General features: G+C 63.3%; 21 protein-coding genes and 1 tRNA gene. 7 read left to right on the top strand and 15 right to left on the bottom strand.

The genetic code is table 11. The features are described 5' to 3' along the window. Positions 1-79 precede the first annotated feature (79 nt). The 3 genes from GM668_RS05050 to GM668_RS05040 all read left to right on the top strand — a co-directional run bounded on the left by GM668_RS05050 (position 80) and on the right by GM668_RS05040 (position 2,246). A tRNA-Gly gene (locus GM668_RS05050) sits at positions 80-155 on the top strand. Positions 156-335: 180 nt separating this feature from the next. Continuing rightward, positions 336-1,292: a chemotaxis protein gene (locus GM668_RS05045; RefSeq protein WP_155437860.1), complete on the top strand. Its 957-nt coding sequence runs from the start codon at positions 336-338 to the stop codon at positions 1,290-1,292. Between the two features lie 372 nt (positions 1,293-1,664). Further along, positions 1,665-2,246, top strand: coding sequence for a DJ-1/PfpI family protein (locus GM668_RS05040; RefSeq protein ID WP_170305496.1), 582 nt, complete (start codon positions 1,665-1,667; stop codon positions 2,244-2,246). On the opposite strand, the gene fghA is transcribed toward GM668_RS05040, so the two are convergent. Then, complete coding sequence (fghA, locus tag GM668_RS05035; protein ID WP_155437858.1) at positions 2,236-3,084, bottom strand: S-formylglutathione hydrolase; 849 nt, start codon at positions 3,082-3,084, stop codon at positions 2,236-2,238. The genes GM668_RS05040 and fghA overlap by 11 nt on opposite strands. Before the next feature lie 119 nt (positions 3,085-3,203). On the opposite strand from fghA, the gene GM668_RS05030 reads away from it, so the two are divergent. Beyond that, positions 3,204-4,385 (top strand): cation:proton antiporter, encoded by a 1,182-nt coding sequence (locus GM668_RS05030; protein WP_155437857.1) that lies wholly within the window; start codon positions 3,204-3,206, stop codon positions 4,383-4,385. Positions 4,386-4,395: 10 nt separating this feature from the next. After that, positions 4,396-5,511: a YbdK family carboxylate-amine ligase gene (locus GM668_RS05025; protein ID WP_155437856.1), complete on the top strand. Its 1,116-nt coding sequence runs from the start codon at positions 4,396-4,398 to the stop codon at positions 5,509-5,511. 1 nt (position 5,512) lies between these two features. Here GM668_RS05025 and GM668_RS05020 read toward each other — a convergent pair whose 3' ends face one another. From GM668_RS05020 to GM668_RS04980, 9 genes are all read right to left on the bottom strand, one after another. Then, the gene (locus GM668_RS05020) at positions 5,513-6,451 is read right to left on the bottom strand and encodes a gamma-glutamyl-gamma-aminobutyrate hydrolase family protein (protein ID WP_155437855.1); all 939 of its coding nucleotides are present in this window, start codon (positions 6,449-6,451) and stop codon (positions 5,513-5,515) included. 80 nt (positions 6,452-6,531) lie between these two features. Continuing rightward, positions 6,532-7,245 carry an ABC transporter ATP-binding protein gene (locus GM668_RS05015; protein WP_155437854.1) on the bottom strand — a complete coding sequence of 238 codons (714 nt, stop codon included), beginning with the start codon at positions 7,243-7,245 and terminating at the stop codon, positions 6,532-6,534. Then, entirely contained in the window at positions 7,238-7,954 is a 717-nt protein-coding gene (locus GM668_RS05010) for an ABC transporter ATP-binding protein (protein ID WP_155437853.1), read from the bottom strand. Before GM668_RS05010 ends, GM668_RS05015 begins: the two co-directional genes overlap by 8 nt. Beyond that, a complete protein-coding gene (locus GM668_RS05005; RefSeq protein WP_155437852.1) occupies positions 7,947-8,927 on the bottom strand; it encodes a branched-chain amino acid ABC transporter permease in 981 nt (326 codons plus the stop codon). The genes GM668_RS05010 and GM668_RS05005 overlap by 8 nt, the downstream gene beginning before the upstream one ends. Next, the gene (locus GM668_RS05000; RefSeq protein WP_155437851.1) at positions 8,924-9,796 is read right to left on the bottom strand and encodes a branched-chain amino acid ABC transporter permease; all 873 of its coding nucleotides are present in this window, start codon (positions 9,794-9,796) and stop codon (positions 8,924-8,926) included. The genes GM668_RS05005 and GM668_RS05000 overlap by 4 nt, the downstream gene beginning before the upstream one ends. Before the next feature lie 9 nt (positions 9,797-9,805). Then, positions 9,806-10,984 (bottom strand): ABC transporter substrate-binding protein, encoded by a 1,179-nt coding sequence (locus tag GM668_RS04995; RefSeq protein WP_155437850.1) that lies wholly within the window; start codon positions 10,982-10,984, stop codon positions 9,806-9,808. Positions 10,985-10,994: 10 nt separating this feature from the next. After that, entirely contained in the window at positions 10,995-11,789 is a 795-nt protein-coding gene (locus GM668_RS04990) for an IclR family transcriptional regulator (RefSeq protein WP_155437849.1), read from the bottom strand. Between the two features lie 52 nt (positions 11,790-11,841). Further along, positions 11,842-12,519 (bottom strand): phosphoribosyltransferase, encoded by a 678-nt coding sequence (locus GM668_RS04985; RefSeq protein ID WP_155437848.1) that lies wholly within the window; start codon positions 12,517-12,519, stop codon positions 11,842-11,844. 55 nt (positions 12,520-12,574) lie between these two features. Further along, the gene (locus tag GM668_RS04980) at positions 12,575-12,892 is read right to left on the bottom strand and encodes a flagellar basal body protein (RefSeq protein ID WP_229498946.1); all 318 of its coding nucleotides are present in this window, start codon (positions 12,890-12,892) and stop codon (positions 12,575-12,577) included. Positions 12,893-13,023: 131 nt separating this feature from the next. Here GM668_RS04980 and GM668_RS04975 point away from each other — a divergent pair, with 131 nt between their 5' ends. Continuing rightward, positions 13,024-13,611: a sigma-70 family RNA polymerase sigma factor gene (locus GM668_RS04975; protein WP_371868633.1), complete on the top strand. Its 588-nt coding sequence runs from the start codon at positions 13,024-13,026 to the stop codon at positions 13,609-13,611. Beyond that, complete coding sequence (locus tag GM668_RS04970) at positions 13,608-14,330, top strand: anti-sigma factor (protein WP_155437847.1); 723 nt, start codon at positions 13,608-13,610, stop codon at positions 14,328-14,330. Before GM668_RS04975 ends, GM668_RS04970 begins: the two co-directional genes overlap by 4 nt. A gap of 8 nt (positions 14,331-14,338) precedes the next feature. Here the strand turns inward: GM668_RS04970 and GM668_RS04965 are convergent, their stop codons facing one another. The 5 genes from GM668_RS04965 to GM668_RS04945 all read right to left on the bottom strand — a co-directional run bounded on the left by GM668_RS04965 (position 14,339) and on the right by GM668_RS04945 (position 20,503). Continuing rightward, positions 14,339-16,354: a TonB-dependent receptor gene (locus tag GM668_RS04965; protein WP_155437846.1), complete on the bottom strand. Its 2,016-nt coding sequence runs from the start codon at positions 16,352-16,354 to the stop codon at positions 14,339-14,341. 10 nt (positions 16,355-16,364) lie between these two features. Next, the gene (locus GM668_RS04960; RefSeq protein WP_155437845.1) at positions 16,365-17,516 is read right to left on the bottom strand and encodes a HupE/UreJ family protein; all 1,152 of its coding nucleotides are present in this window, start codon (positions 17,514-17,516) and stop codon (positions 16,365-16,367) included. Further along, positions 17,513-18,691 (bottom strand): hypothetical protein, encoded by a 1,179-nt coding sequence (locus GM668_RS04955; protein WP_155437844.1) that lies wholly within the window; start codon positions 18,689-18,691, stop codon positions 17,513-17,515. The genes GM668_RS04960 and GM668_RS04955 overlap by 4 nt, the downstream gene beginning before the upstream one ends. A gap of 64 nt (positions 18,692-18,755) precedes the next feature. After that, positions 18,756-18,998, bottom strand: coding sequence for a hypothetical protein (locus GM668_RS04950; protein WP_155437843.1), 243 nt, complete (start codon positions 18,996-18,998; stop codon positions 18,756-18,758). A gap of 11 nt (positions 18,999-19,009) precedes the next feature. Then, positions 19,010-20,503 carry a DUF4331 domain-containing protein gene (locus GM668_RS04945; protein WP_155437842.1) on the bottom strand — a complete coding sequence of 498 codons (1,494 nt, stop codon included), beginning with the start codon at positions 20,501-20,503 and terminating at the stop codon, positions 19,010-19,012. Positions 20,504-20,603 lie beyond the last annotated feature (100 nt).

Raw genomic sequence — 20,603 nt, 5'->3', positions numbered from 1 at the left:
GCAGCAAGCTTGCTTCGCCGCCAAACCATGTGGGTCACTTGCATTTGAATTGCGTTTGCTTCATAATGCGGCCTCCCAAGCGGGAGTAGCTCAGTTGGTAGAGCGCAACCTTGCCAAGGTTGAGGTCGAGAGTTCGAGACTCTTCTCCCGCTCCAGAATTTCACAAAAGGCAGCCTTTGCGGCTGCCTTTTTGCTATTCAGTCACGCCGGTGTTGTGCGGGCGCTTCTCATCCATGGTGCCCGGGGGCAAAATGTTCCGTTACTTGTGGCAATCTCGTTATACTGGAGCCCAGCCGGTATCAGTACATCAGAAGCCCCGACGGAGAAAATGACCCATGAATTCAGTTCAACAAGAAATTGACGAACGCAGTAATTTAACCAATTCCAACAAGTTTGAACTGTTGCTGTTCCGCCTGGGCTGCGACGCCAATGGCGAACATTCGGAGCTATACGGCATTAACGTCTTCAAGATCCGTGAAATTGTCGCCATGCCGGAAGTCACGGCGGTGGCGGGCTCGCAGCCGCACATGCTGGGTGTGGTCAACTTGCGCGGCCAGATCATTTCCGTGATGGATTTGCCATCGATTGTCGGCGTGACGCCGAAGACGGGCTTGAACATCATGCTGGTGACGGAATTTGCCCGCACCACGCAAGCGTTTGCCGTAGAGTCCGTGGATGAAATCGTACGGCTGGACTGGGGCCAGGTGTTGTCGGCCGAGGGCAGCAATGCCGGCGGCATGGTGACGTCGATTGCCCGCCTGGATGGCGATGTCAACAACACCCGCCTGGCGCAGGTGCTGGACGTGGAAACCATCTTGCGCAAGATGATTCCTTCCGAAGGCAAGGATGTGGATCCGGAGACCATTGGTCCGAAACTGTTGCTGAAGCCGGGCACGATTATTTTGGCGGCGGATGACTCGGTGGTGGCGCGCAGCCTGATCGAGCAGGGCTTGAATGCGATGGGCGCGCCGTACGTGATGACCAAGTCTGGCAAGGAAGCGTGGGACAAGCTGCAGCACATTGCCGATGGCTGCAAGGCGGAGGGGATCAGCATCGATGACCGCGTGGCGATGATCCTGACCGACCTGGAAATGCCGGAGATGGATGGCTTCACCTTGACCCGCCTGGTGAAGCAGGATGCGCGCTTTGCGAAGATCCCGGTGGTGATTCACTCGTCGCTGTCCGGCAAAACCAATGAAGACCACGTGCGCGGCGTAGGCGCGGATGCCTACGTGGCGAAATTCGTTGCGGAAGACTTGGCGGAGACTATCCGTAAAGTGCTGCACAAATAAAGTCGTTACATCTCAGTAAAAAAGGCGGCAGGGCGCAAGCCCGCCGCCTTTTTTTACCCCCCGTGGGGTCAGACGTGCATTGATGCATTCCGCCGCTGGGGTCAGACGTGCGTTCGTGCATCCATTTTTGCCATAAGCCCTGCCAGTTCAGGCGTTATGCAAAATTGCATAAGCCGCAGCTCTGGTTGAGTCCGTCAGCATTTCGAGCAAAAAGTGCTGGCTCTCAGGGTGAAAAGTCTGCATCAATGCACGTCTGACCCCACCGGGGAAACGCATGAATGCACGTCTGACCCCATTGTGATGTAATTTATGCATGGTTTTTACGGGCGGGCTATGATGGGGGCTGTTGTTCAACCCTGAGAGGAGATGGCCGTGGCAGCGAAGAAGATCCTGTTATTGACCGGCGACTTTGCCGAGGATTACGAGACGATGGTGCCGTTCCAGGCACTGCTGATGGTGGGGCATACCGTGCATGCCGTGTGCCCGGGCAAGAAGAGTGGCGACAAGGTCAAGACTGCCATTCATGATTTCGAAGGCGACCAGACGTACACGGAAAAGCCGGGCCACCAGTTTGCACTGAATGCAGATTTCGACCAGGTCAGCGTGAACGCCTACGATGCGCTGGTAGTCGCCGGCGGCCGCGCGCCGGAATACTTGCGGCTCAATGGCAAAGTCATTGAACTGGTGCAGGGCTTTGCGCAGGCAGGCAAGCCGATTGCCGCGATCTGCCATGGCGCCCAGTTGCTGGCTGCCGCCGACGTCATCCGCGGCAAAAAAATCTCCGCCTATCCCGCGTGCGCTCCGGAAGTCAAGATGGCCGGCGCCGACTATGCCGATATCGCCATCGATGGCGCCATCACGGATGGCCAGTTCGTCACGGCGCCCGCCTGGCCCGCGCATCCGCAATGGCTGGCCCAGCTGCTGCAAAAGCTGGGCACGGAAATCAAGCTGTGAACGACAAATTCAGCGCATGGAAGCGCAGGTGGTCTTCCATGTACGTTGAAATGAAATAGTAGCCGTGGTCATAGCCCGCATGCCGCCGCAATTGCAGCGGCTGCGCGGCAGCCCGGCACGCTTCTTCAAAGGCTTCCGGGTGCAATTGCCCGGCCAGGAATTTGTCGCTTAATCCCTGGTCGATCAAGATCCCGTGCGGGAACGGCGTCTGCATCGCCGCCATCAGTGCTGACGCATCATGCTTCAGCCATGCACTTTCATCCGTACCCAGGTAGCCGGTGAACGCCTTGCGTCCCCACGGGCAGCGCGCCGGCGCGGCAATCGGTGCAAACGCAGAAACAGAGCGGAATAAATCCGGCCGTTTCAATGCAATCGTCAGCGCACCATGGCCGCCCATCGAGTGCCCAAAGATGCCAACCCGCTCGCCATCGACCGGTAGCGCTTGCACCACCAGTTCCCGCAATTCCAGGATATGGCTGTACATGCGGTAGTGCGTGTTCCACGGCGCTTGCACCGCGTCGATATAAAACCCCGCACCCACGCCGAAATCCCACGCATCCGTTTCTCCGGCCACGCCGGCGCCGCGCGGGCTGGTATCCGGCGCAATCAGCACGACACCCAGTTCCGCGGCCAGCCGCTGCGCGCCCGCTTTGATAACAAAGGTCTCCTCAGTGCACGTCAAGCCCGCCAGGTAAAACAGCGCCGGCAGCCGCGCGCCGTCCGCATGCGGCGGGAGGTACGCGGCAAAGCGCATCGGCAAGCCAATGGCCGCGCTGGCGGTCTGGTAAAAGCGCTGGACACCGCCAAAACACGCGTGTTCGCCAAGCAGCTGAAGCATGATGTTCCCTTCATGTTGAATGCAGTTGGCAGCGATTGTACTGGCTTACGCGTTTCAACGGTGCGACACGATTGCCTTCGATCACCTACAGTTCAGTCAAATTTTTGCAAGGAGCGAACATGCCGGATATCCTGGTCTTGTCCGCCGAGCTTGCATGGCCGTTTGCTATCGCGCTGGCCTGGCTTGCCGGCGAAATCATCCACCGCTGGATTAACGTCCCCCGTATCAGTGTCTATGGCGTCGTCGGATTCGCCGTCGCACAAGCGTTCCCCGACCTGTACGTCAGCGACAGCTCCAGCCCGGTCACGTTGCTGGCCAACGTGGCATTCGGCCTGATCTTGTTCGAGTTCGGCTACCGTATCAACCTGCACTGGCTGCGCATCAATCCGTGGATTGCCCTGACAGGCATCGCGGAATCCGCCGCCACTTTTGCCGTGGTCTATGCCATCGGCCATGCCGCCGGCATGCCGCCGCTGACGTGCGCCTTGCTGGCGTCGCTGGCCATGTCCACGTCGCCTGCCGGCGTCCTGCGCGTCATCAACGAGCAAAACAGCGCCGGCCAGGTGACGGAACGGGTGCTGCACCTGGTCGCCATCAATTGCGTGCTGGCCGTGTTTGTCTTCAAGGTCGTGGTGGGCGTGTGGGTGTTCCGCACGTCGGGCAGCCTGGCGCAAGCCGTGTCGCACAGCGCCTTTGAATTGCTGGCGTCCGCCGCCATGGGCGCCGTGTTTGGCGTCATCGTGCCGGCCATCCTGCGCCAACTGGGGCAAGTGGGCCGCGAAGGATCCGTCGCGTTTGCACTGGCCGTCGTGTCGCTGGTGGCGATTGCCCATGCAGCAAACCTGTCGCCCGTGCTGGCCACGCTGACGTTTGGCCTGATGGCGCGGCACCGCCGCGTCGTCATCACGCGCACCGAGCGCAATTTCGGCGCCATCGGCGAATTGCTGACCGTGCTGCTGTTCGTGTTTGCCGTTACCACGCTGGACTGGGAACGGGTCGTCACCGGCGCGGCACTGGCGCTGGCGCTGCTGGCCGCGCGCTTTATCGTGAAGATCGCGTCGGTGGCCGTGTTTGCGCATCCCGGCGGCGTGTCGTGGCGCAAAGGCGCGCTGACGGGCGTGGCGCTGGCGCCGATGTCCGTGTTCGTCATCCTGCTGCTGGAACAGACCAAATACATGGGCATCGTGCTGGTCGATGAACTGGCCGCGCTGGCCGCCATGACCTTGTTCATGGAAGTGCTGGGCCCCGTCATCACGCAATATGCGCTGGTGTGGGCCAGGGAAGTTTCCAGCAAAGACTAGGAGAGCCACCATGCCACTCGAACCTTTTACGCTGTCCAAGCCGCTGACCATGGGCGTCGAACTGGAATTGCAATTGATCGGCAATTCGGATTTCGACCTCACGGCCTCCAGCCCGGACCTGCTGCACCTGCTGTCCCGCAAGCCCTTCCCCGGCAATGTGACGCCGGAAATCACGGAGAGCATGATTGAAATTAACTCGGACGTGCACACGAACTTCACGGAACTGGCCGCGCAACTGCGGCTGATCCGCGATACGCTGGTGCAGGCGTGCGAACAGCTCAACATCGGCATTTGCGGCGGCGGCACGCACCCGTTCCAGCGCTGGTCGGAGCGGCGTATTTTCAGCAAGCCGCGTTTCCGCGAGGTGTCCGCGCTGTATGGCTACCTGGCCAAGCAATTCACGATTTTCGGCCAGCACGTGCACATCGGCTGCGGCAATGGCGACGATGCACTGTTCCTGCTGCATTCGCTGTCGCGCTACGTGCCGCACTTCATTGCGCTGTCCGCGTCATCGCCGTTCGTGCAGGGCAACGACACGCTGTTCAATTCGGCCCGGCTGAATTCCGTGTTTGCCTTCCCCATGAGCGGGCGCGCACCATTCCTGCTGTCGTGGGATGAATTCGAGCACAGTTATTTCTCGAAGATGGAGCACACGGGCGTCATCAAGAGCATGAAAGACTTTTATTGGGACATCCGCCCCAAGCCCGAATACGGCACCATTGAATTGCGCGTGTGCGATACGCCGCTGACGGTGGAGCGGGCCGCCGCGCTGGCGTGCTACCTGCAGGCGCTGTGCCGCTACCTGCTGGAGCGCCACGAACCGATGCCGGCCGAAGACGATTACCTGGTCTACAACTACAACCGCTTCCAGGCGTGCCGCTTCGGCCTCGATGGCGCCATCGTGCACCCGAAGACATATGAAAACCTGTCGCTGCGTGAAGATATCCTGACGACGCTGCGCAAGATGGCGCCCCATGCGGAAGCGCTGGGCGGCATGGCGGGGCTCGATCATTTGACTGCTGTTACGCACATGGGCAGCGATGCGCACTGGCTGCGCGACCAGTACGCGGCCACCGGCAGCGTGGAAGGCGTGGTGGACGCGGCCATCCGCCGCTTCAGGGATTAAACTAAAACCGGGTTTCCCGTGCCACCCGCAGGAAGCTGTCGAGGATAGGCGTGCAATCGAGCAGTTCCACGCCGCCCGCCCGGTGGAATTCCGGGTGCCACTGCAAACCCATGACAAACGGCGCTTTCGTGTAGCGGATGGCTTCCACCATATTGTCCGGATACGAGCGCGCTTCCACCGTCATGTCGCGCCCCAGGTCCTTGACGGCCTGGTGGTGGATGGAATTGACCAGCGCCTGGCCCGACGGCGCTTTCAGCATGCGCGCCAGCGACGACCCTTCGGGAAAACTGATCTGGTGGCGGTGGCGGTCGTAATCATCGTGCACGTGCGCCATCGCATCCGGCACGTCGGTGGCGATATCCTGGTACAGCGTGCCGCCAAACGCCACGTTCAATAACTGGCACCCGCGGCAGATGCCCAGCACCGGCTTGCCCGCATGGACAAATTCACGCAGCAATTCCAGTTCATAGCGGTCGCGTGCGGGATCGCCGCTCCATTCCGGGCGGGTCGGCGTTTCCGCATAGCTTTGCGGCGACACGTCTGCGCCCCCTTGCAGCACCAGGCCATCCAGATGTTCCGCATAATCGCTGAGCCGGATATTCGACGGGTGGATCAACCCTTCCGTATTGACGGTGGGGACCATGAAGACCAGCACGTCGCGCGTCATGACCCAGTGCGCAATCGACTCTTCCAGGTATTGCAGGTTCTTGCTGCGCAAGCCCTTGGCGCCGGCCTCCGGGTGAAAAATGCGCGCGGAAATGCCGATACGCAGCGGCCTTTGCATCACCTTGCTGGCCAGCGAGGCGGCAACCCGGCGGTAGCGCGCGGCGATCACGCGGCCCCACAGGCTGAAGATGGTTTCACCGGGATCCAGATAGCGGGGATTGCCGTGGCGGTCGCGCTGGCGGCGGTCCGTGCGGCGTTTTTCCTCATCAGTCATGCGTGCTCCTGCAATGCTTCAATTGGGAGCGTTGTAGCATAGCGGGCAGTTTCCGGTCGCCCCGGTGACGTCTGGAAAGTTCAAGCCAGGCCGAAATACTGTTCATGCAGTTCAGGCAAACGGACGTCCTTTGCCCGCTGCGACAGCACGACTTTCCCGCTCTGCATCAGGTGCACGTGGTCGGCAATGGCCACGGCCCGTTCCGTATGCTGTTCCACCAGCACGATGGTTAGCCCTTCCTGCCGCAACCGGGCAAGGACGCCGAACAATTCATCAACGACCACTGGCGCCAGGCCCAGCGAAGGTTCGTCGACCAGCAGCACTTTCGGATCCGCCATCAAGCCCCGCGCCAGCACCAGCATTTGCGCTTCGCCGCCGGACAGGGAACCGGCCAGCTGCCGGCGCCGCTCGCGCAATTTCGGGAACATCGCATACGCGGCCTCCAGCCGGCGTGCCGCATATGCACGCTGGGCGCTGGGAAAGGCGCCAATCAGTAAATTATCTTCCACGGTCATGCCGTCAAACAGCATGCGCCCTTCCGGAATCAGCGCCACCCCCATTTGCGCCAGCTGCCACACCGGTACGCGATCGAGGCGCTGCGCCCCCAGCGTAACGCTGCCGCCATTCAGCGGCAGCAAGCCCATGATGGCGCGCAGCAGCGTAGTCTTGCCGGCGCCATTGGGACCGATGATGGCTGTCAGTTCGCCCGGCGCGGCAGCCAGCGACACGTCCCACAGCACGTTGATGGCGCCGTAGCCGGCGCGTACTTGCGTCACCTGCAGCGCATCAGCCATGGACAGCGTTCCCCGTATAGCACGCAATGACGGCCGGTTCGCGCAGCACCAGATCGGGCGGCCCTTGCGCAATCAGGCGGCCCGAATCGAGCACGGCAACGCGCGGACACAGCGTGCGGATGGCGGCAATATCATGCTCGATGACGATGATGGCGACACCGAAGTGCTGGTGCAAGCCTTGCAGCATCGTGATGAAACGCAGGCGTCCCGCCGTCTCCAGGCCAGCCAGCACTTCATCGAGCAGCAGCAGGCGGGGATTGGTGGCCAATGCTTTCGCCACTTCGAGCGCCTTCAATTCGGCCAGCGGCAGGCTGGAAGCGGCGTCCTGGTCCGCTTTGGCAGCCAGGCCCGTGATGCGCAGGATGGCGTCGAGCCGCGCGTCATTGCGTTCGCCCGCGCCATAGTGCTGCGCCACGACCAGGTTTTCCCGCACCGTCAAGCCGTGCAGCGGTTGCGGCGCCTGGAACGTGCGGCCTATGCCGAGGCGTGCGCGCTGGTGCATGGGCATGTGCGTCATGTCTTGCCCTTGCAGCCGCACTTTGCCATCGGCCGTGCGCACCAGGCCGGAGATCGCATTGAACAGCGTGGTCTTGCCGGCGCCGTTCGGACCGATCAAGCCCAGTATTTCGCCTTTGTGGATGGATAAGGTCACGCCTTCCAGCGCGGCCAGGCCGCCGAAGCGCACGCGCACGCGGTCCAGTTCAAGCATGGGTATCCCCCTGGCTGGATGGGCGCAGGCGGCGCAGCATCTTATCGGCCAGCGGCAGCAAGCCGCCGGGGCTGGCCAGTATCATGGCCACCAGCAGCACGCCCAGCAAGAACTGGTGGCCGGTCGGCAGCCATTCCTTGAACAGCAGCTGGTCCGCCAGCGACACGGCCAATGCGCCGATGACGGGACCGGCCAAGGTGCGGTAGCCGCCGAAGATGGCCGCCACGATGGGCAGCGTGACCCACGTGGCGCCAAACGCATAATCCGGCTCCAGGAAGCCGATATAGTGCACATTGAACGCGCCGGCGGCGCCCGCCATCGCGGCGGACACCAGCAGCATCATGCCCTTCAACAGTGTGCTGTTCACGCCAAGTACGCGCGTGGCGTCTTCGCTGGCATGCATGGCGCGCAAAGCCAGGCCGGCATGGCTGGCGCGGATGAACTGGTAGACCAGGGCAAACGCCAGCACCAGCAGGCCGGCCAGCAGGCACGCGGAGGCTTTGGCATCGAGTCCCGGCAGCACGGGCAGCGGTGGAATGCCGGACAGCCCGGCGGCGCCCCGCGTGACGGATGTCCATTCCGTCGCAATGATCTTGAATATATGTGCATAAGCGAGGATGGCCAGTGCAAAGTAGGGGCCGCGCAAGCGCAGCGCCGGCAGCATCGCCAGCGCGCTGATGGCCGCGCCCAGCGCGCCCAGCACAATGCCTGCGGGGACAGGAACGCCGAGGCGCAGCGTGCACAGCGCCGACACGTAGGCGCCCGCCCCGGCAAAGGCCGCGTGTCCGAAACTCACCATGCCGCCCAGGTTGCCCAGCAGCGCCCACGCCAGCGCAACGCCGCCCGTCACCAGTGCAGCGATGGTAATGCTCATGACATAAGGGTTGCCGCCCCATGCCAGCACCACGGCGGCCAACAGCAGCAGCGCGGCGGCAGTTCCCTTGTGTGCGCGTAGTGCGTGCAGCCGGTTCATCCGCGCCTCCGCGCCGTGCCAAACAAGCCATTCGGCAAGACGAACAGCACCAGCAGGAACAGCACCATGCCCGTCAATTCCTGCAGCGCGGAACTGGCCAGCGTGACGGTCAGCGCTTCGCAGATGCCCAGCAAGACAGCGGCGGCCAGCACGCCGGGGATCGAACCCAGCCCCGCCAGCACGGTAATGATGAAAGCCTTGACCGTCAGCGCACTGCCATACGCAGGCTGGATCACGCCATAGCAATACAGCGCCACGCCGGCGAACGCCGCCAGTGCGCCTGCCAGCACGAACGACAGCAATTCCGTGCGCCCAGGTGCAATGCCCATCAACATGGCGGCATCGCGGTTGGCCGCCACGGCGCGCAGCGCGCGGCCGTGCCAGCTGCGCGACAGCCACCACCACAACAGCGCCAGCAGCAACAGGCTGGCGGCAAACGACAGCGCTTCGCTGTGCATGCTGTACAGGGGGCCCAGCACCAGCGCATCCTGCAGCCAGGCCGACGCGGTGCTATGCACGTCCGCCTTCCACAGCAGCAGGAAGCCGTTGGCCAGCATGACGGAAAAGCCGAACGTCAGCAGCAGGGAATTGATTTCGCGGTCGGCGCGGATGCGCGATACGGTCCAGTGCATGCCGGCAGCCGTCATGCAGGTGGCGGGCAGCGCCAGCGCGATGGCGGCCAGCGGGTGCCAGCCCAGCGCCGATTCCGCCGTATAAGCCACGTAAGCGGCCATCAGCACCAGTTCACCGTGCGCCAGGTTGATCACTTTCATGGCGCCGAACACCAGCGCCAGCCCCAGCGCGATCAACGCATACGAGCCGCCCTGCAGCAAGCCGGAATACAGCGCCTGAAGGAGCAGTTCAAGCATGGGCCGCCACTACCACGGCACGCCGGGATAGACTTTGGCGCCGGTCGCGTGCTGTTTGGGCCACACAATGACGACTTTCTTGTCCTGGTGCTGGCCCATGCGGTGCACGAAATGCGGGTTGTCGCCGTTGGCGGCAAATTGCACGCGGCCGATCAAGGTTTCGCGGTCGGTCTTGCGCAATTCATCGGCAATGCCGCCTTTGGCCAGCGTGCCTTTGTCGGCAGCGCGGGCAATGGCTTCGAACAGCAGCATGCCCTGCACGTAGCCGAACTGGCCCAGGTAATCCGGTTCCTTGTGGTACAGGTGGCGGTAGGCGTCGGAAAATGCCTTGCCATCGGCCGTGTCAAACGTGGCAGGGAAGGGCAGCAGCGCCGTGCCATACACGTACGGCATCAGGTCGGGAAACTCCGCCGCCATTTTCGGCGTGGCCAGCGACCATACGCCCACCATGGCCTTCACTTGTGGCTTGAGCACGCGGGCCGCGCGCAAGATGCCGACGTAATCATTTTCATAGCCCGCCATCAGGATCACGTCGGGCCGGTCTTGCAGGCGGATCTTGTTGATGATGGGTTTAAAGTCGGTCATGGCGGGGTCGAATGAATGCACTTCCGCAGTGACGCCGGAAGCCTTCAGCGCCTTTTGCACGGCCATGGCGAGATCCGTGGTGGCGTCCTTGGTCGAATACACGATGGACACGGATTTGGCGCCCATGTCGCCGATCAGCCCCAGCACGGCGCGCTCATAGCCGGCCGTATTATTGATGCGGAAAAAATTCTTGCGCCCTGCGCTGACCAGGCTGTCATCGACGCCGCCGGACGTCATGTACACGAGGTTCAAGCGGTTGGCCGCTTCCGCGGCCGGCGCGATATTGTTGGAGCCATAGCCGCCCGTGACGGCGACGACGCCCTGGCTGGCGAGTTTTTCCACGGCAGCGATGGCTTTGGCTGGCGTGGATTCATCATCCATGCTGACCAGCCGGATTTTGTGTTTGCTACTGGTTTTGTTGAACACTTCAGCCGCCACATTGACGCCTTCATGCATGCCGTTGCCTACGCGGGCCAGCGCGCCCGTCAGCGGCAATTCCGCGCCGACGAGGAATTCAGCAGACAGGGCAGGGAATGACGCGAAGCTGCTGGCGGCCAGCAGGCAAGAGAACAGGGTACGATGCAGTACGTGACGCTTGATCATGGGTTCCTTTTTAATTTTCCCGGCCCAGGTTGCAATTGATTTGCCGTACCAGCCGCACCAGCCGGGGACCGAGGTCTTCCTCCAGCCGCTCGCGCGGCAGCAGGTAAGACGGCCCGCCGCAATTGAACGACATGATTTGTTCGCCGCCGATGCCCGCCACCGGCACGCCGACCGCATGCACGTCGCCCTGCCATTCGCCGGCTGACATGCAAAAGCCCCGTTCCTGGTAATCGCGCTGCGCCTGTTCGACACCGGCCCGCACCAGCGGCCAGCTGTTCGGGTCGCGCTGGCGCACGCTGTCGAGTATGTGGTTGCGTTCCGCTTCCGGCAGCACGCACAGCAGCGCCTTGCCCATGGCGGTGGTGGCCAGTGGAATGCGCGCGCCCACGTCGAGCCGCAGCGTAATGTGCGAGCTGCTGCGGCATGTTTCCACGTACACCATCGACAGGCGGTCGCGCGTGCCCAGCGAGACGGTCGCTTGCGCGTGCTCCGCCAATTCCTGCATCAGCGGCCGGGCCATCGTGCGCATGTCCAGCGACGACAGCATGCGGTAGCCCAGCGCCAGCACGCCCGCACCCAGCTGGTATTTGCCATCGGAGTAGTTCAGGTAGCCAAGGCGGGTCAGCGTATACGTGAGGCGCGTGATCGTGGGTTTGGGCAAGCCGGTACGGCGCGCCAGGTCGGCATTGCTGAGGGAAAGGTCGGCCGGGCCAAAACAGCGCAGCAATTCCAGCCCGCGCGCCAGTGCATTGACAAACTGGCGGTCTTTGCCGTCGTCCTCGATCACCTGGACATCTTCCTGCATGGCGCGCCTCCCGGAGTTGTCGAGGGAAGTTTGACGATTTGCTTACTTTCTGTCAATGATCGGATAGACCACCGGTGCACGGTGTTGCGTGATCGCCGGGCTGGCGCGAGCGCACCATGCGAACGGCCTCGTTTTCATCGACTTGCGGGAAGGCGCGGTAAAACTGGCCGACCGCCCGGAAGTCTGGCGGTGCATGCAGACACACCACGCGGTCTGCCAGCGGGCCGATCAACTCCAGCGCTTCCGGTGATGCAACCGGTACGGCGGCAATCAAGGCTAGCGGCATTTCCGTACGGGTAGCACGCAGCGCGGCAGCCATTGTGGAACCGGTGGCCAGGCCGTCATCGACCACGATGACTGAGCGGCCCAGCGGATCAAGCGCTTCCCGTCCGGCGCTGAACAGGGCGCGCCGCTGCTTCAGCACGGCCAGCTGGCGGGCGCTTTCTTCGCGTACCCATGGGGAGCCGGGATCCGCGTCCGGTCCCAGTTGCACGTTGCCGAACTCGTCGATGGCGCCGATTGCATATTCGGGATTAAATGGAGCGCCCAGCTTGTGCACGAGCACTACGTCAAGGTCGCCGTGCAGTGCATCGGCAATGATGGCGCCGATGGGAATGGCGCCACGGGGGATGGCCAGCACCAGCGGGCAACGGAGCTGCAACGGCAATAATTGCCGGGCTAATTGCCGGCCCGCGTCAAGCCGGTCGTCGAAGCAGACGGATGAAGACATGGCAGCCTCCTGATAGCGAGACCCTATACCAGCATAGCGCAGCGGAACGAGGACGTCAGGCTTGAATGTCGATCAGTGTGCCGATCCGTTCATTTTCAAACTGGATGGCTTTGACATTGAGCACAGCGCTTTGTTTATAAGTCAGCGCATTCGTGATATCCGTTGCCAAGTCTTCACTGCTGAGTCCTTCGGCACGGGCCAGGCCACGCCCTTCGACCGACAGCGTGACACCGCTGCCAGCCGGCTGCGCTTCGTGGAAGTGTGCTTGCTGTGGCTGGAAATTTTGCGTATTGGCATTGGCAATGTTGTGCGCCGACACACCCAGTGCTTGCTGGTTCGCATTTAGGCCGGACAATCCCGCAGCGATGCTCATGATCTTTCCTTGAGGTAACGTCGGCAGTTTACTATGGAACGCTGTCGCATGGACGCCACTGTTGCATTCTGTACTGTTGTTCTTGCTTCAACATTGCTTGCTGCGCTAACCTTTGCACACGAGGAGGCGCCATGCCAGATGATATGCAAACCGATCCGATGAAGCTGGGCGCGCTGCTGCTGGCAACAGCGGGACACGATGCGCAAGCGTTCCGGACGCTATACGACACGGCGTCGCCGAAACTGTTCGGCTACGCGCTGCGTATATTGCACAAACGGGAGCTGGCGGAAGAAGCCCTGCAGGAAGGTTTTGTGGCGATCTGGCACAACGCTGCCGGTTACAACAGTCAATTAGCCGCCCCGATGACGTGGATGGCGACGGTCGTGCGCAACAAGGCGCTCGATATCGTGCGCCGGGCCAACGCGGCTGCCGACGGTGCGGCAGTTCCTTTTGACGGTGATGTCATGGATACGATACAGGAAGCCGCCGCAAATCCGGCAGACCAGTTGCAATGGAGCAGTGACGCGCAGGCGCTGGCGCGCTGCATGGCGCGGCTGGAAGGCTTGCCGAGGCAAGCGGTGGGCCTGGCGTTTTTCCATGATTTGTCGCACAGCGAAGTGGCGCAGCAACTGGCGCTGCCGGTCGGCACCGTCAAGACGTGGATACGGCGCAGCCTGGAAAAGCTCAAGAGCTGCCTGGCGCGCGAAGGGCTGGCATGAATATCCGCGACAATGCGCCGCTATGCGAGCGGCTGGCTGCCGAATACGTGCTGGGCACGCTGAAAGGCGGCGCGCGCCGCCGCTTTGAGGGGTGGATGCAGCGCGACGCGGCATTGCGCCGCATTGTCGGCCAGTGGGAGGGACGCCTGATTCCCATGGCGGAATTCGCGGCGCCGGCCACGCCGCCGCCCGCCGTCTGGCATGCCATTGAACGGCGCCTGCACTTGATTCCCGCCGATGACGGGCAAGCGCTGTTGCCGGACTGGCTGCTGCGGCTGGGCGATTCACTGGCATTCTGGCGCGGCCTGAGCCTGGTATCCGGCGCTGTGGCGGCCATGCTGGCCGTCACGGTGGCGCTGCGCGGACCGGCTGGGCCCGTGGTGGAACAGGTCGCCACATTGGTGGATGACAAGGCGCAGGCGGCGCTGGTGGTGACGGCCGATACGGCCCAACACACGCTGGCCGTGCGTGTGCTGTCCGGCGCGCCGGTCGCCGGCGACAAGACGTTGCAGCTGTGGGCCATCACAAAGGCCGGCAAGCCCCGTTCGCTGGGCATCTTGCCGGACAATCGCAGCGCCGCACTGGCGTTGACGGCCGCCGCCGTCGGCGACGACGTGGCGCTGCTGGCCGTCAGCCTGGAGCCGAAAGGCGGATCGCCTGACCCGAACGGCCCGACCGGACCGGTGCTGTATAAAGGGACGTGGGTGAAAGTGATGTGATGGGGGCGTCAGAATTGCCGCGCCAGCGTCACGCGCCATGAACGCGGCTCCACCGGGTGGAAGTGGCGGTCTTCCACGCCGCCGTCCGCTTCGCCGGGCAAGCGCGACGCGTAGTAATAATCAATGTCGCTGCCCCGGCGGTTAAACAGGTTGAAGATATCCACCGTCAGCCGGGTTTTCGCATTGAACTGGTAGCCTGCGCGCGCATAGGCCAAGGTCGACGAAGCGGAACGCACACTGTTATTTTCAACCAATGGGCGGGGACCGAAATAGCGCAGGTTGAACGCGCCGAACCATGTAGCCCGGTTGACGGTGGCGCCAAACGACACGACTTTGTTCAACGCGCCCGGGATATGGCTGCCGGCAGGGTCGTGGCCGGCATAGCGCGCGCTGGAAGCGGCCACGTCCAGATCAAACAGCAAGCCTGGCACGGCCACATAGTGATTGTTCCATTCAATGCCATGGCGCCGGCTCGCGCGCGCTGCTTCCGTGTCGCCCGCGTCGCCGGCAAAGACCAGTTCTGAATCCAGTTGCAACCGCCACAGCGCCAGCGAACTTTGCAGCCCGGGGATGATTTCCGTACGTAAGCCCAGTTCCATGCCGCGCGTTGCCGCCAGCGGCGTGGCGCCCGCTGCCCGGGCCACGACGCCGCGCGCATCATTGCTGTGGAAACCTTTGCCGATATTGAAAAAATATTCCGTGCTGTCCCATGGCCCGGCAATCAGCGACAGTTTCGGCGAAAACCGGTTGCCGCCGGCTTCGCTGCCATTGGCGTGGAAGCGGTAGGCGTCGTACCGCAGCCCCGCCACAGTGCGCAGCCATGGCTGCCATTGCACGCTGCTTTCGCCATATACGGCGGCGCTGCCTTCCCGAACCCGGTCTTCTCGCACGGTATCGAGCCGCACCCGCTGCTGCGTGTGATACAGGCCGACAGGCGATAGCCAGTCTTGCCGCAACTGGACGCCGGCCTTGTTACGCAGCGCGATGCCGCCCAGCGTTCCTGGCCAGGCCAGCGATGCGCTGGCGCCCGCCATGGTGCGGCGTTCGCGCTGGTTGAACTGGTCGCCCCGTTCCGTATCATCGAGCCGGTAAGTAAAATCGCTGTACAAATCCAGCATGGAGCGCACCACGTATGCATCGGCTTCCAGCAATGCCGCGCCGCTGCGCTGGTGCAGCGTGGAGGACAGGCTGAAGCGCGACGTACTGCCGCCATCGGTGGGCGCCAGCGAACCATAGCGGCCTATCAAACCGGCATCAACGGCGCGCTGTGGCACCTGGTCGGTGGCGTTCCAGTGGCTGGTGTACGCCATGCCCGTGATGGTGAAATTGCCGCCGCCACGGGCTGCGCTGTAGCGCAGTACGGCGTTGGCCTTGCGCAAGCGTTCCGGGACGTCCCACGGACCATCGTTGCGGCCCAAGTCCAGTGCATAGAGCAGTGCGCCGCCGGCGCCGTTCGTTGAGCCTGCCAGCAGCGCGCGCCGGTAGCCGTTGCTGCCGGCCGTGGCGGAAGCTAAATCCTGTGGCAGCTGGTTGAACAGGCGGAAACGGGCCGACCCTGCGGATGAAAAATCGCCATCGCCTGCAAAATATGGCCCCTTGCGATAATCAATGCGCTGTACCAGTTCCGGTATCAGGAAATTGACGTCGGTATAACCCTGGCCGTGCGCATGGCTGCGCATATTGGCAGGCATGCCATCGACATGGGTGGCAAAGTCCGTGCCGTGGTCCAGGTTAAACCCGCGCAAGAAGTATTGGTTGGCTTTGCCATCGCCGCTGTGCTGCGTAACGATCATGCCGGGGACGAATTCCAGCAATTCACCCGTGCGCAGCGCCGGACGTGCGGCCAGCAAATCCGCATAAATGGCGCCGTGGCTGGCCGCATCGGAAGTGCCGACCGCGTTGTCATAATGGCCCGCGACCGTGATCACTGCGGCAGGCGGCATGTCGCGTACAGCCGCAGCCTGTGCACAGGCAGTGGCCGGGACCGCCAGCGCAGCGAAGGCCAGTGGACGCAGTGGTGCCATGGGGCGCTCCTTATAACAGTGCCTTGAACAGCGGGATATCAAAGGCGCGCTCTGTCAGCCATACGGCCGCCAGTAGTGCAATAGCCAGCGAACCGCCATGCAGCGCAAGCCTGGGATACCACGGGCTGGCCCGCAGATAATAGGCGAGCGGCACGAACAGCGCAACGATGGCCAACTGGCCGATTTCCACGCCAAGGTTGAATCCGGCCAGCGCCAGTGCGCGTGCGCCGGCAGGCAAGCCCAGATCGGCCAGGACACCGGCAAAGCCGAAGCCGTGCAGCAAGCCAAAGCCGCATGCCAGCAGCCAGCGCCTGCCTTGCACCAGCGGGACGACGTTATTGAGCGCGGCAGCAATGACGGAGGCCGCAATGGCCGACTCCACCCAGCGCGACGGCAGCGTGGCGGCGCCCATGGCGGCAGCGCTCAATGTGATGGAATGCGCGGCGGTAAAAGCTGTCACGGTTTTCACGACGTCAGCCAGCGCAGGCCGCAGCGCAGGCGTGGCTTGCCAGCGCTGGCCGCTGCGTACCAGGACGGCGGGCAGCAATAGCGACAGCAAAAATAAAATATGGTCGTAGCCGATCCAGATATGCCACGCGCCGTGCGTCAAATAAGTCTGGAATTCGCGCCATGGATGGGGATGAACCAGTTCAATTGTCTGTTCCGGCTGGTCCGCGCCCAAGATGGCCGTGCGCACGGTATCGCCATATTCGACGCGCAGCAAGCCTTTATGTTGCGCATCGATGTCGGCAAAGGCGCGGTAGCCGATGTGGAGCGCCTGCAGTGGGGCGGCGCACGTTGCCGTGAAGCGCAACACCGTGTAGGCGCCATCCGTGTGCCGGTCGACTTGCTGGCCTTGCGGCGCCAGCCGGCACGGTTGACCGGCTGCCGACAGCTGCAGGCGCGCCATGGCATAGGCGGCGATGGCGCCGTGGCGGACGCGCAATTCATCCCAGGTCAGCTGGCCGTCGCCATCGCCATCGAGGCCGATGGCATCGTCCAGGTCGCGCAGTGCGATATCCCACTGGCCTGCGACATGGCTGCCGTCCACCCGCAGCAGCAGATAGCTGTCGCTGGGTTTGTGCGCGCAGGCCGGCTGGCAAATGCAGCACAGCAGTAAGAGTATCAGTGTGCGCCATGCAGGAAAGCGCCGGGTATTCATGTTGTTTTCCTTAGCTGGCTGGCCAGCGCTTGCAGTTCCTTGCTTTCAAAGCCGGTGCGGACCAGCCATTGCAGCACCGGTTCGGCGGCGGCGGGATTGTGCGCCGCCTGTGCGGCCTGCAGCACGATGCGCGCATCGGCCGCTTCCTTTTGTATGGTCCAGTTTTCCTGCGCCAGCACCAGCGCCTGCTGCGGATTGTTCAGCAAATGCAGCGTAAAGATGGCTTGCTCGCGCTGGTGCACGCGGTCGCCCCGGCGTTGCGCGGCATCGAAGCGGGCCGACAATTCCGTGATATCGGCGCGTAGCCGCTGCGTTTGCCCCAGCTGTTTCAGCGCCAGCGCGTGGCGCAGCAGCAGGGCGTCGGTGCGGACATGGGGGGCGGCCAGCGCCAGCGCCTGCGCGGCATGGCGCTGCGCCAGCAGGAAGTCCGCATAGGCCGCCAGGCAATACGTGTCGCCAGGCGCCGTGGCCAGCGCGGCGCGGTAGCGCAGATCGGCGGCGCCGGCGTTGCCACGCCGCTGCGCCAATTCAGCCGATACGGTTTGCGCCCACGCCATTTCGTCTGCCGGGACGTTTGCGCCGCGCGCCAGTGCGATATCCAGCAACCGTTCGCTGGCGGCAATGCCGGCTGCCGACGTGGCAGCGCCCGCCAGGCATGCCGCCGTCGCCAGATCGTCGGCAAGGGCAGCCAGGTGGGCGCAGCTGGCAGTGGCTTGCGCGTGGTCGCCCGTGACCGCCAGTACGGTGGCGCGCGTCAGCCATGCCTGCGCATTGCTTTTATCCGTTCGTACAATGGCGTCGAGGTCGGCCAGCGCTTGCTGATAGTGATGGGACGATTGCAGCAGCGTGGCGCGCAGCAGGCGGATGGCGGCGGGAGGCGCCGTGTCATGCCACCATGGCGCCAGCGCCGCTTGCGCGTGGCCATAGTGGCGCGGGTCCGCCAGCGCGCGGCCCAGTGCAATGTGCTGCTGCGCCAGTTGTGCGGCCAGCGCCACGTTACGGGGATTGGCGGACAACTGTGACCGTAATGTGTTTAACGCCTGCACGCGCGGATCGGCGCGGCGCGGCAGCGTGGCGATGATTTCTTCACCGGTAGCGGGTGTATACGGCGCCGCAATGGCCGGCAAGGCGGCTGCCGCCAATGGCAGGGCAAGCAGCAGGGTGCTCAGGTTCATGTGGTTCTCCAGGCAGGCTCGCAGGATGGCGGCGCGTGGCGGCGGACGCCACGCGCCGCTGCTGCTACTCGACTTTTTCAGGTTCCGTGTTGTCAGGTTCCGTCACGGAGGCGCCGGCGACGTCGGCAGGTTCCGTATCCGGTGCGATGCCGAGATATCCCTGTACGGCCTTGACGAACGCGTCCAGCATGGTGGCGGGAGGCGTCACCACGGGCGGGTTGGCGGTTGGCGGCGTATCCGTACTGCCACCCCCGCAGGCGGCCAGCGCCAGCAATAAGGCGGCGGCCATCATGTGAAAGATTTTCATGGCAGCCTCCGTTAGCGCTGTGGCGAGCCGGCCAGCGGCGTTTTCAGGTACGGGAAGGCAGCCGTGAAGGCGCTGTCGTCGAGGTAAGCGCCGTCAGTAAAACGGATCGCGCCGGCCGGCGCGTCGGACGGCGCGCAGCCCAGGTTCAGCGTGCACAGCTTGCCCATGACGACGCGCAAGGCAATGTCGACCACGTCGTCGCCAGGGCGGCGGCCATTGGGGAAGCCGGCATTGTCGCCATCGATGACGCCGAGACGCTTTTGCGCGCCCATGGCCACCGGTGCGATGGACGTGTTCAGCCGCAGCATTTCCGATGGCGTGACGGTGGCCGGCTGGTTCAAGCCTTTGACACCCGTGAGGAAGGCCGCCACCAGGTCGTTGCGGGGGAAGTTGGTGGGGGCTTTCGCGCCGGCGGAGCCATACAGCACTTCAATCAGCGCGGGCAAGGTGGGATTGGTCACGTAATCGGCGAATTGCGCATCGCCCGATGGTTTGCTGTGGTTGAAGCGGTCCTTGTCTTTCAAGCCGATCACCACTTCATTCACCAGCGGCATGCCGAGGCGCGACACCTGGGTCCACGCGCCGCCTTCCTTCGATGCACTTGCCGTGGCCGACGGCGTCGGGTTGAGCAGCCGGCCCTGGCGCAGGCTGGCCGTGGTCCAGCCGCCGATGACGGGGTCGCTGCCGCCTGCGGCGGTCAGGCACGATGCGGCCACTTCCAGCGCAATGGTGGTGACGTTCTTGTCGTCCAGGTCATCGCGCGCGGCGCGTTCCGCATTGGCGGCGAATTCCACGGCGGGCGCTTTAATGTTGATCAAGTCAAACGTTTCGCCGAGGTTGACAGCAAACGGGTCCTTGCGCTGGCCGACAAACATGCGGGCCGTCTTGCCGCAGCCGGGAATGTTGACGTCATAAATATGCTTGGCGGCGTACGCGGCGTAATTCGGGATGGTCTTGTTGCCGATGTTGTCGAGCGGTTTGTCAAACGTGGCGCTGCCGCCGCTGGCATTGGTGACGGGGCTGCGCGTGCCGGAACGCCGGTCGCCGCGTACCACGCTGACGGTGTAGGTTTCCCGCACATTGGCGCCGGCAGCGTTGACGTCGGCCACGGCGCCGCCGTTGACCACCAGCGGGATCGACACTTTCTTGCCGCCTACCGTGAATTGCGCATCCTTGTTGGTATTGGCGAAGCGGAACTGGAACGTGAGGTCTTCCCTGGCGTCGCCATTGTTATCGATGTGGATTTCATACAGCGCGTCCGGGTCGAGCTGGAAGAAATTCGGGCCGCCATATGCATCTTGCAGCGGGACGTAGTTGGCGATCAGCGTGACGTAATCGGCGCGTCCCGGCTCATAGCTGCGGAACATGTAGAAATCCGTGGCGTCGGTCTTCGGATGCCGCGTGATGAAAGGCGCTTCGCGGTGGCTGGACGCGATGGCGGCCGGTGCGCATGCAGCGGCCAGTAATTGGGCAAGCAACAGTGCCCGTGCGGTAACTCTGGTCATTTCTACCCCCATGGTGATCGGTGATTGGTCAGGACTGCACCGGCATATACGGGGCGCGTGCGCTACTGGATTCAAAAAAATCAAAATTATTTGTTCGCTA

Source organism: Pseudoduganella ginsengisoli, assembly GCF_009720865.1.
GTDB lineage: Bacteria > Pseudomonadota > Gammaproteobacteria > Burkholderiales > Burkholderiaceae_D > Rugamonas > Rugamonas ginsengisoli.
The sequence above is the reverse complement of the archived record's forward strand: the minus strand, read 5'-3'. Positions and strand labels throughout refer to the sequence as shown.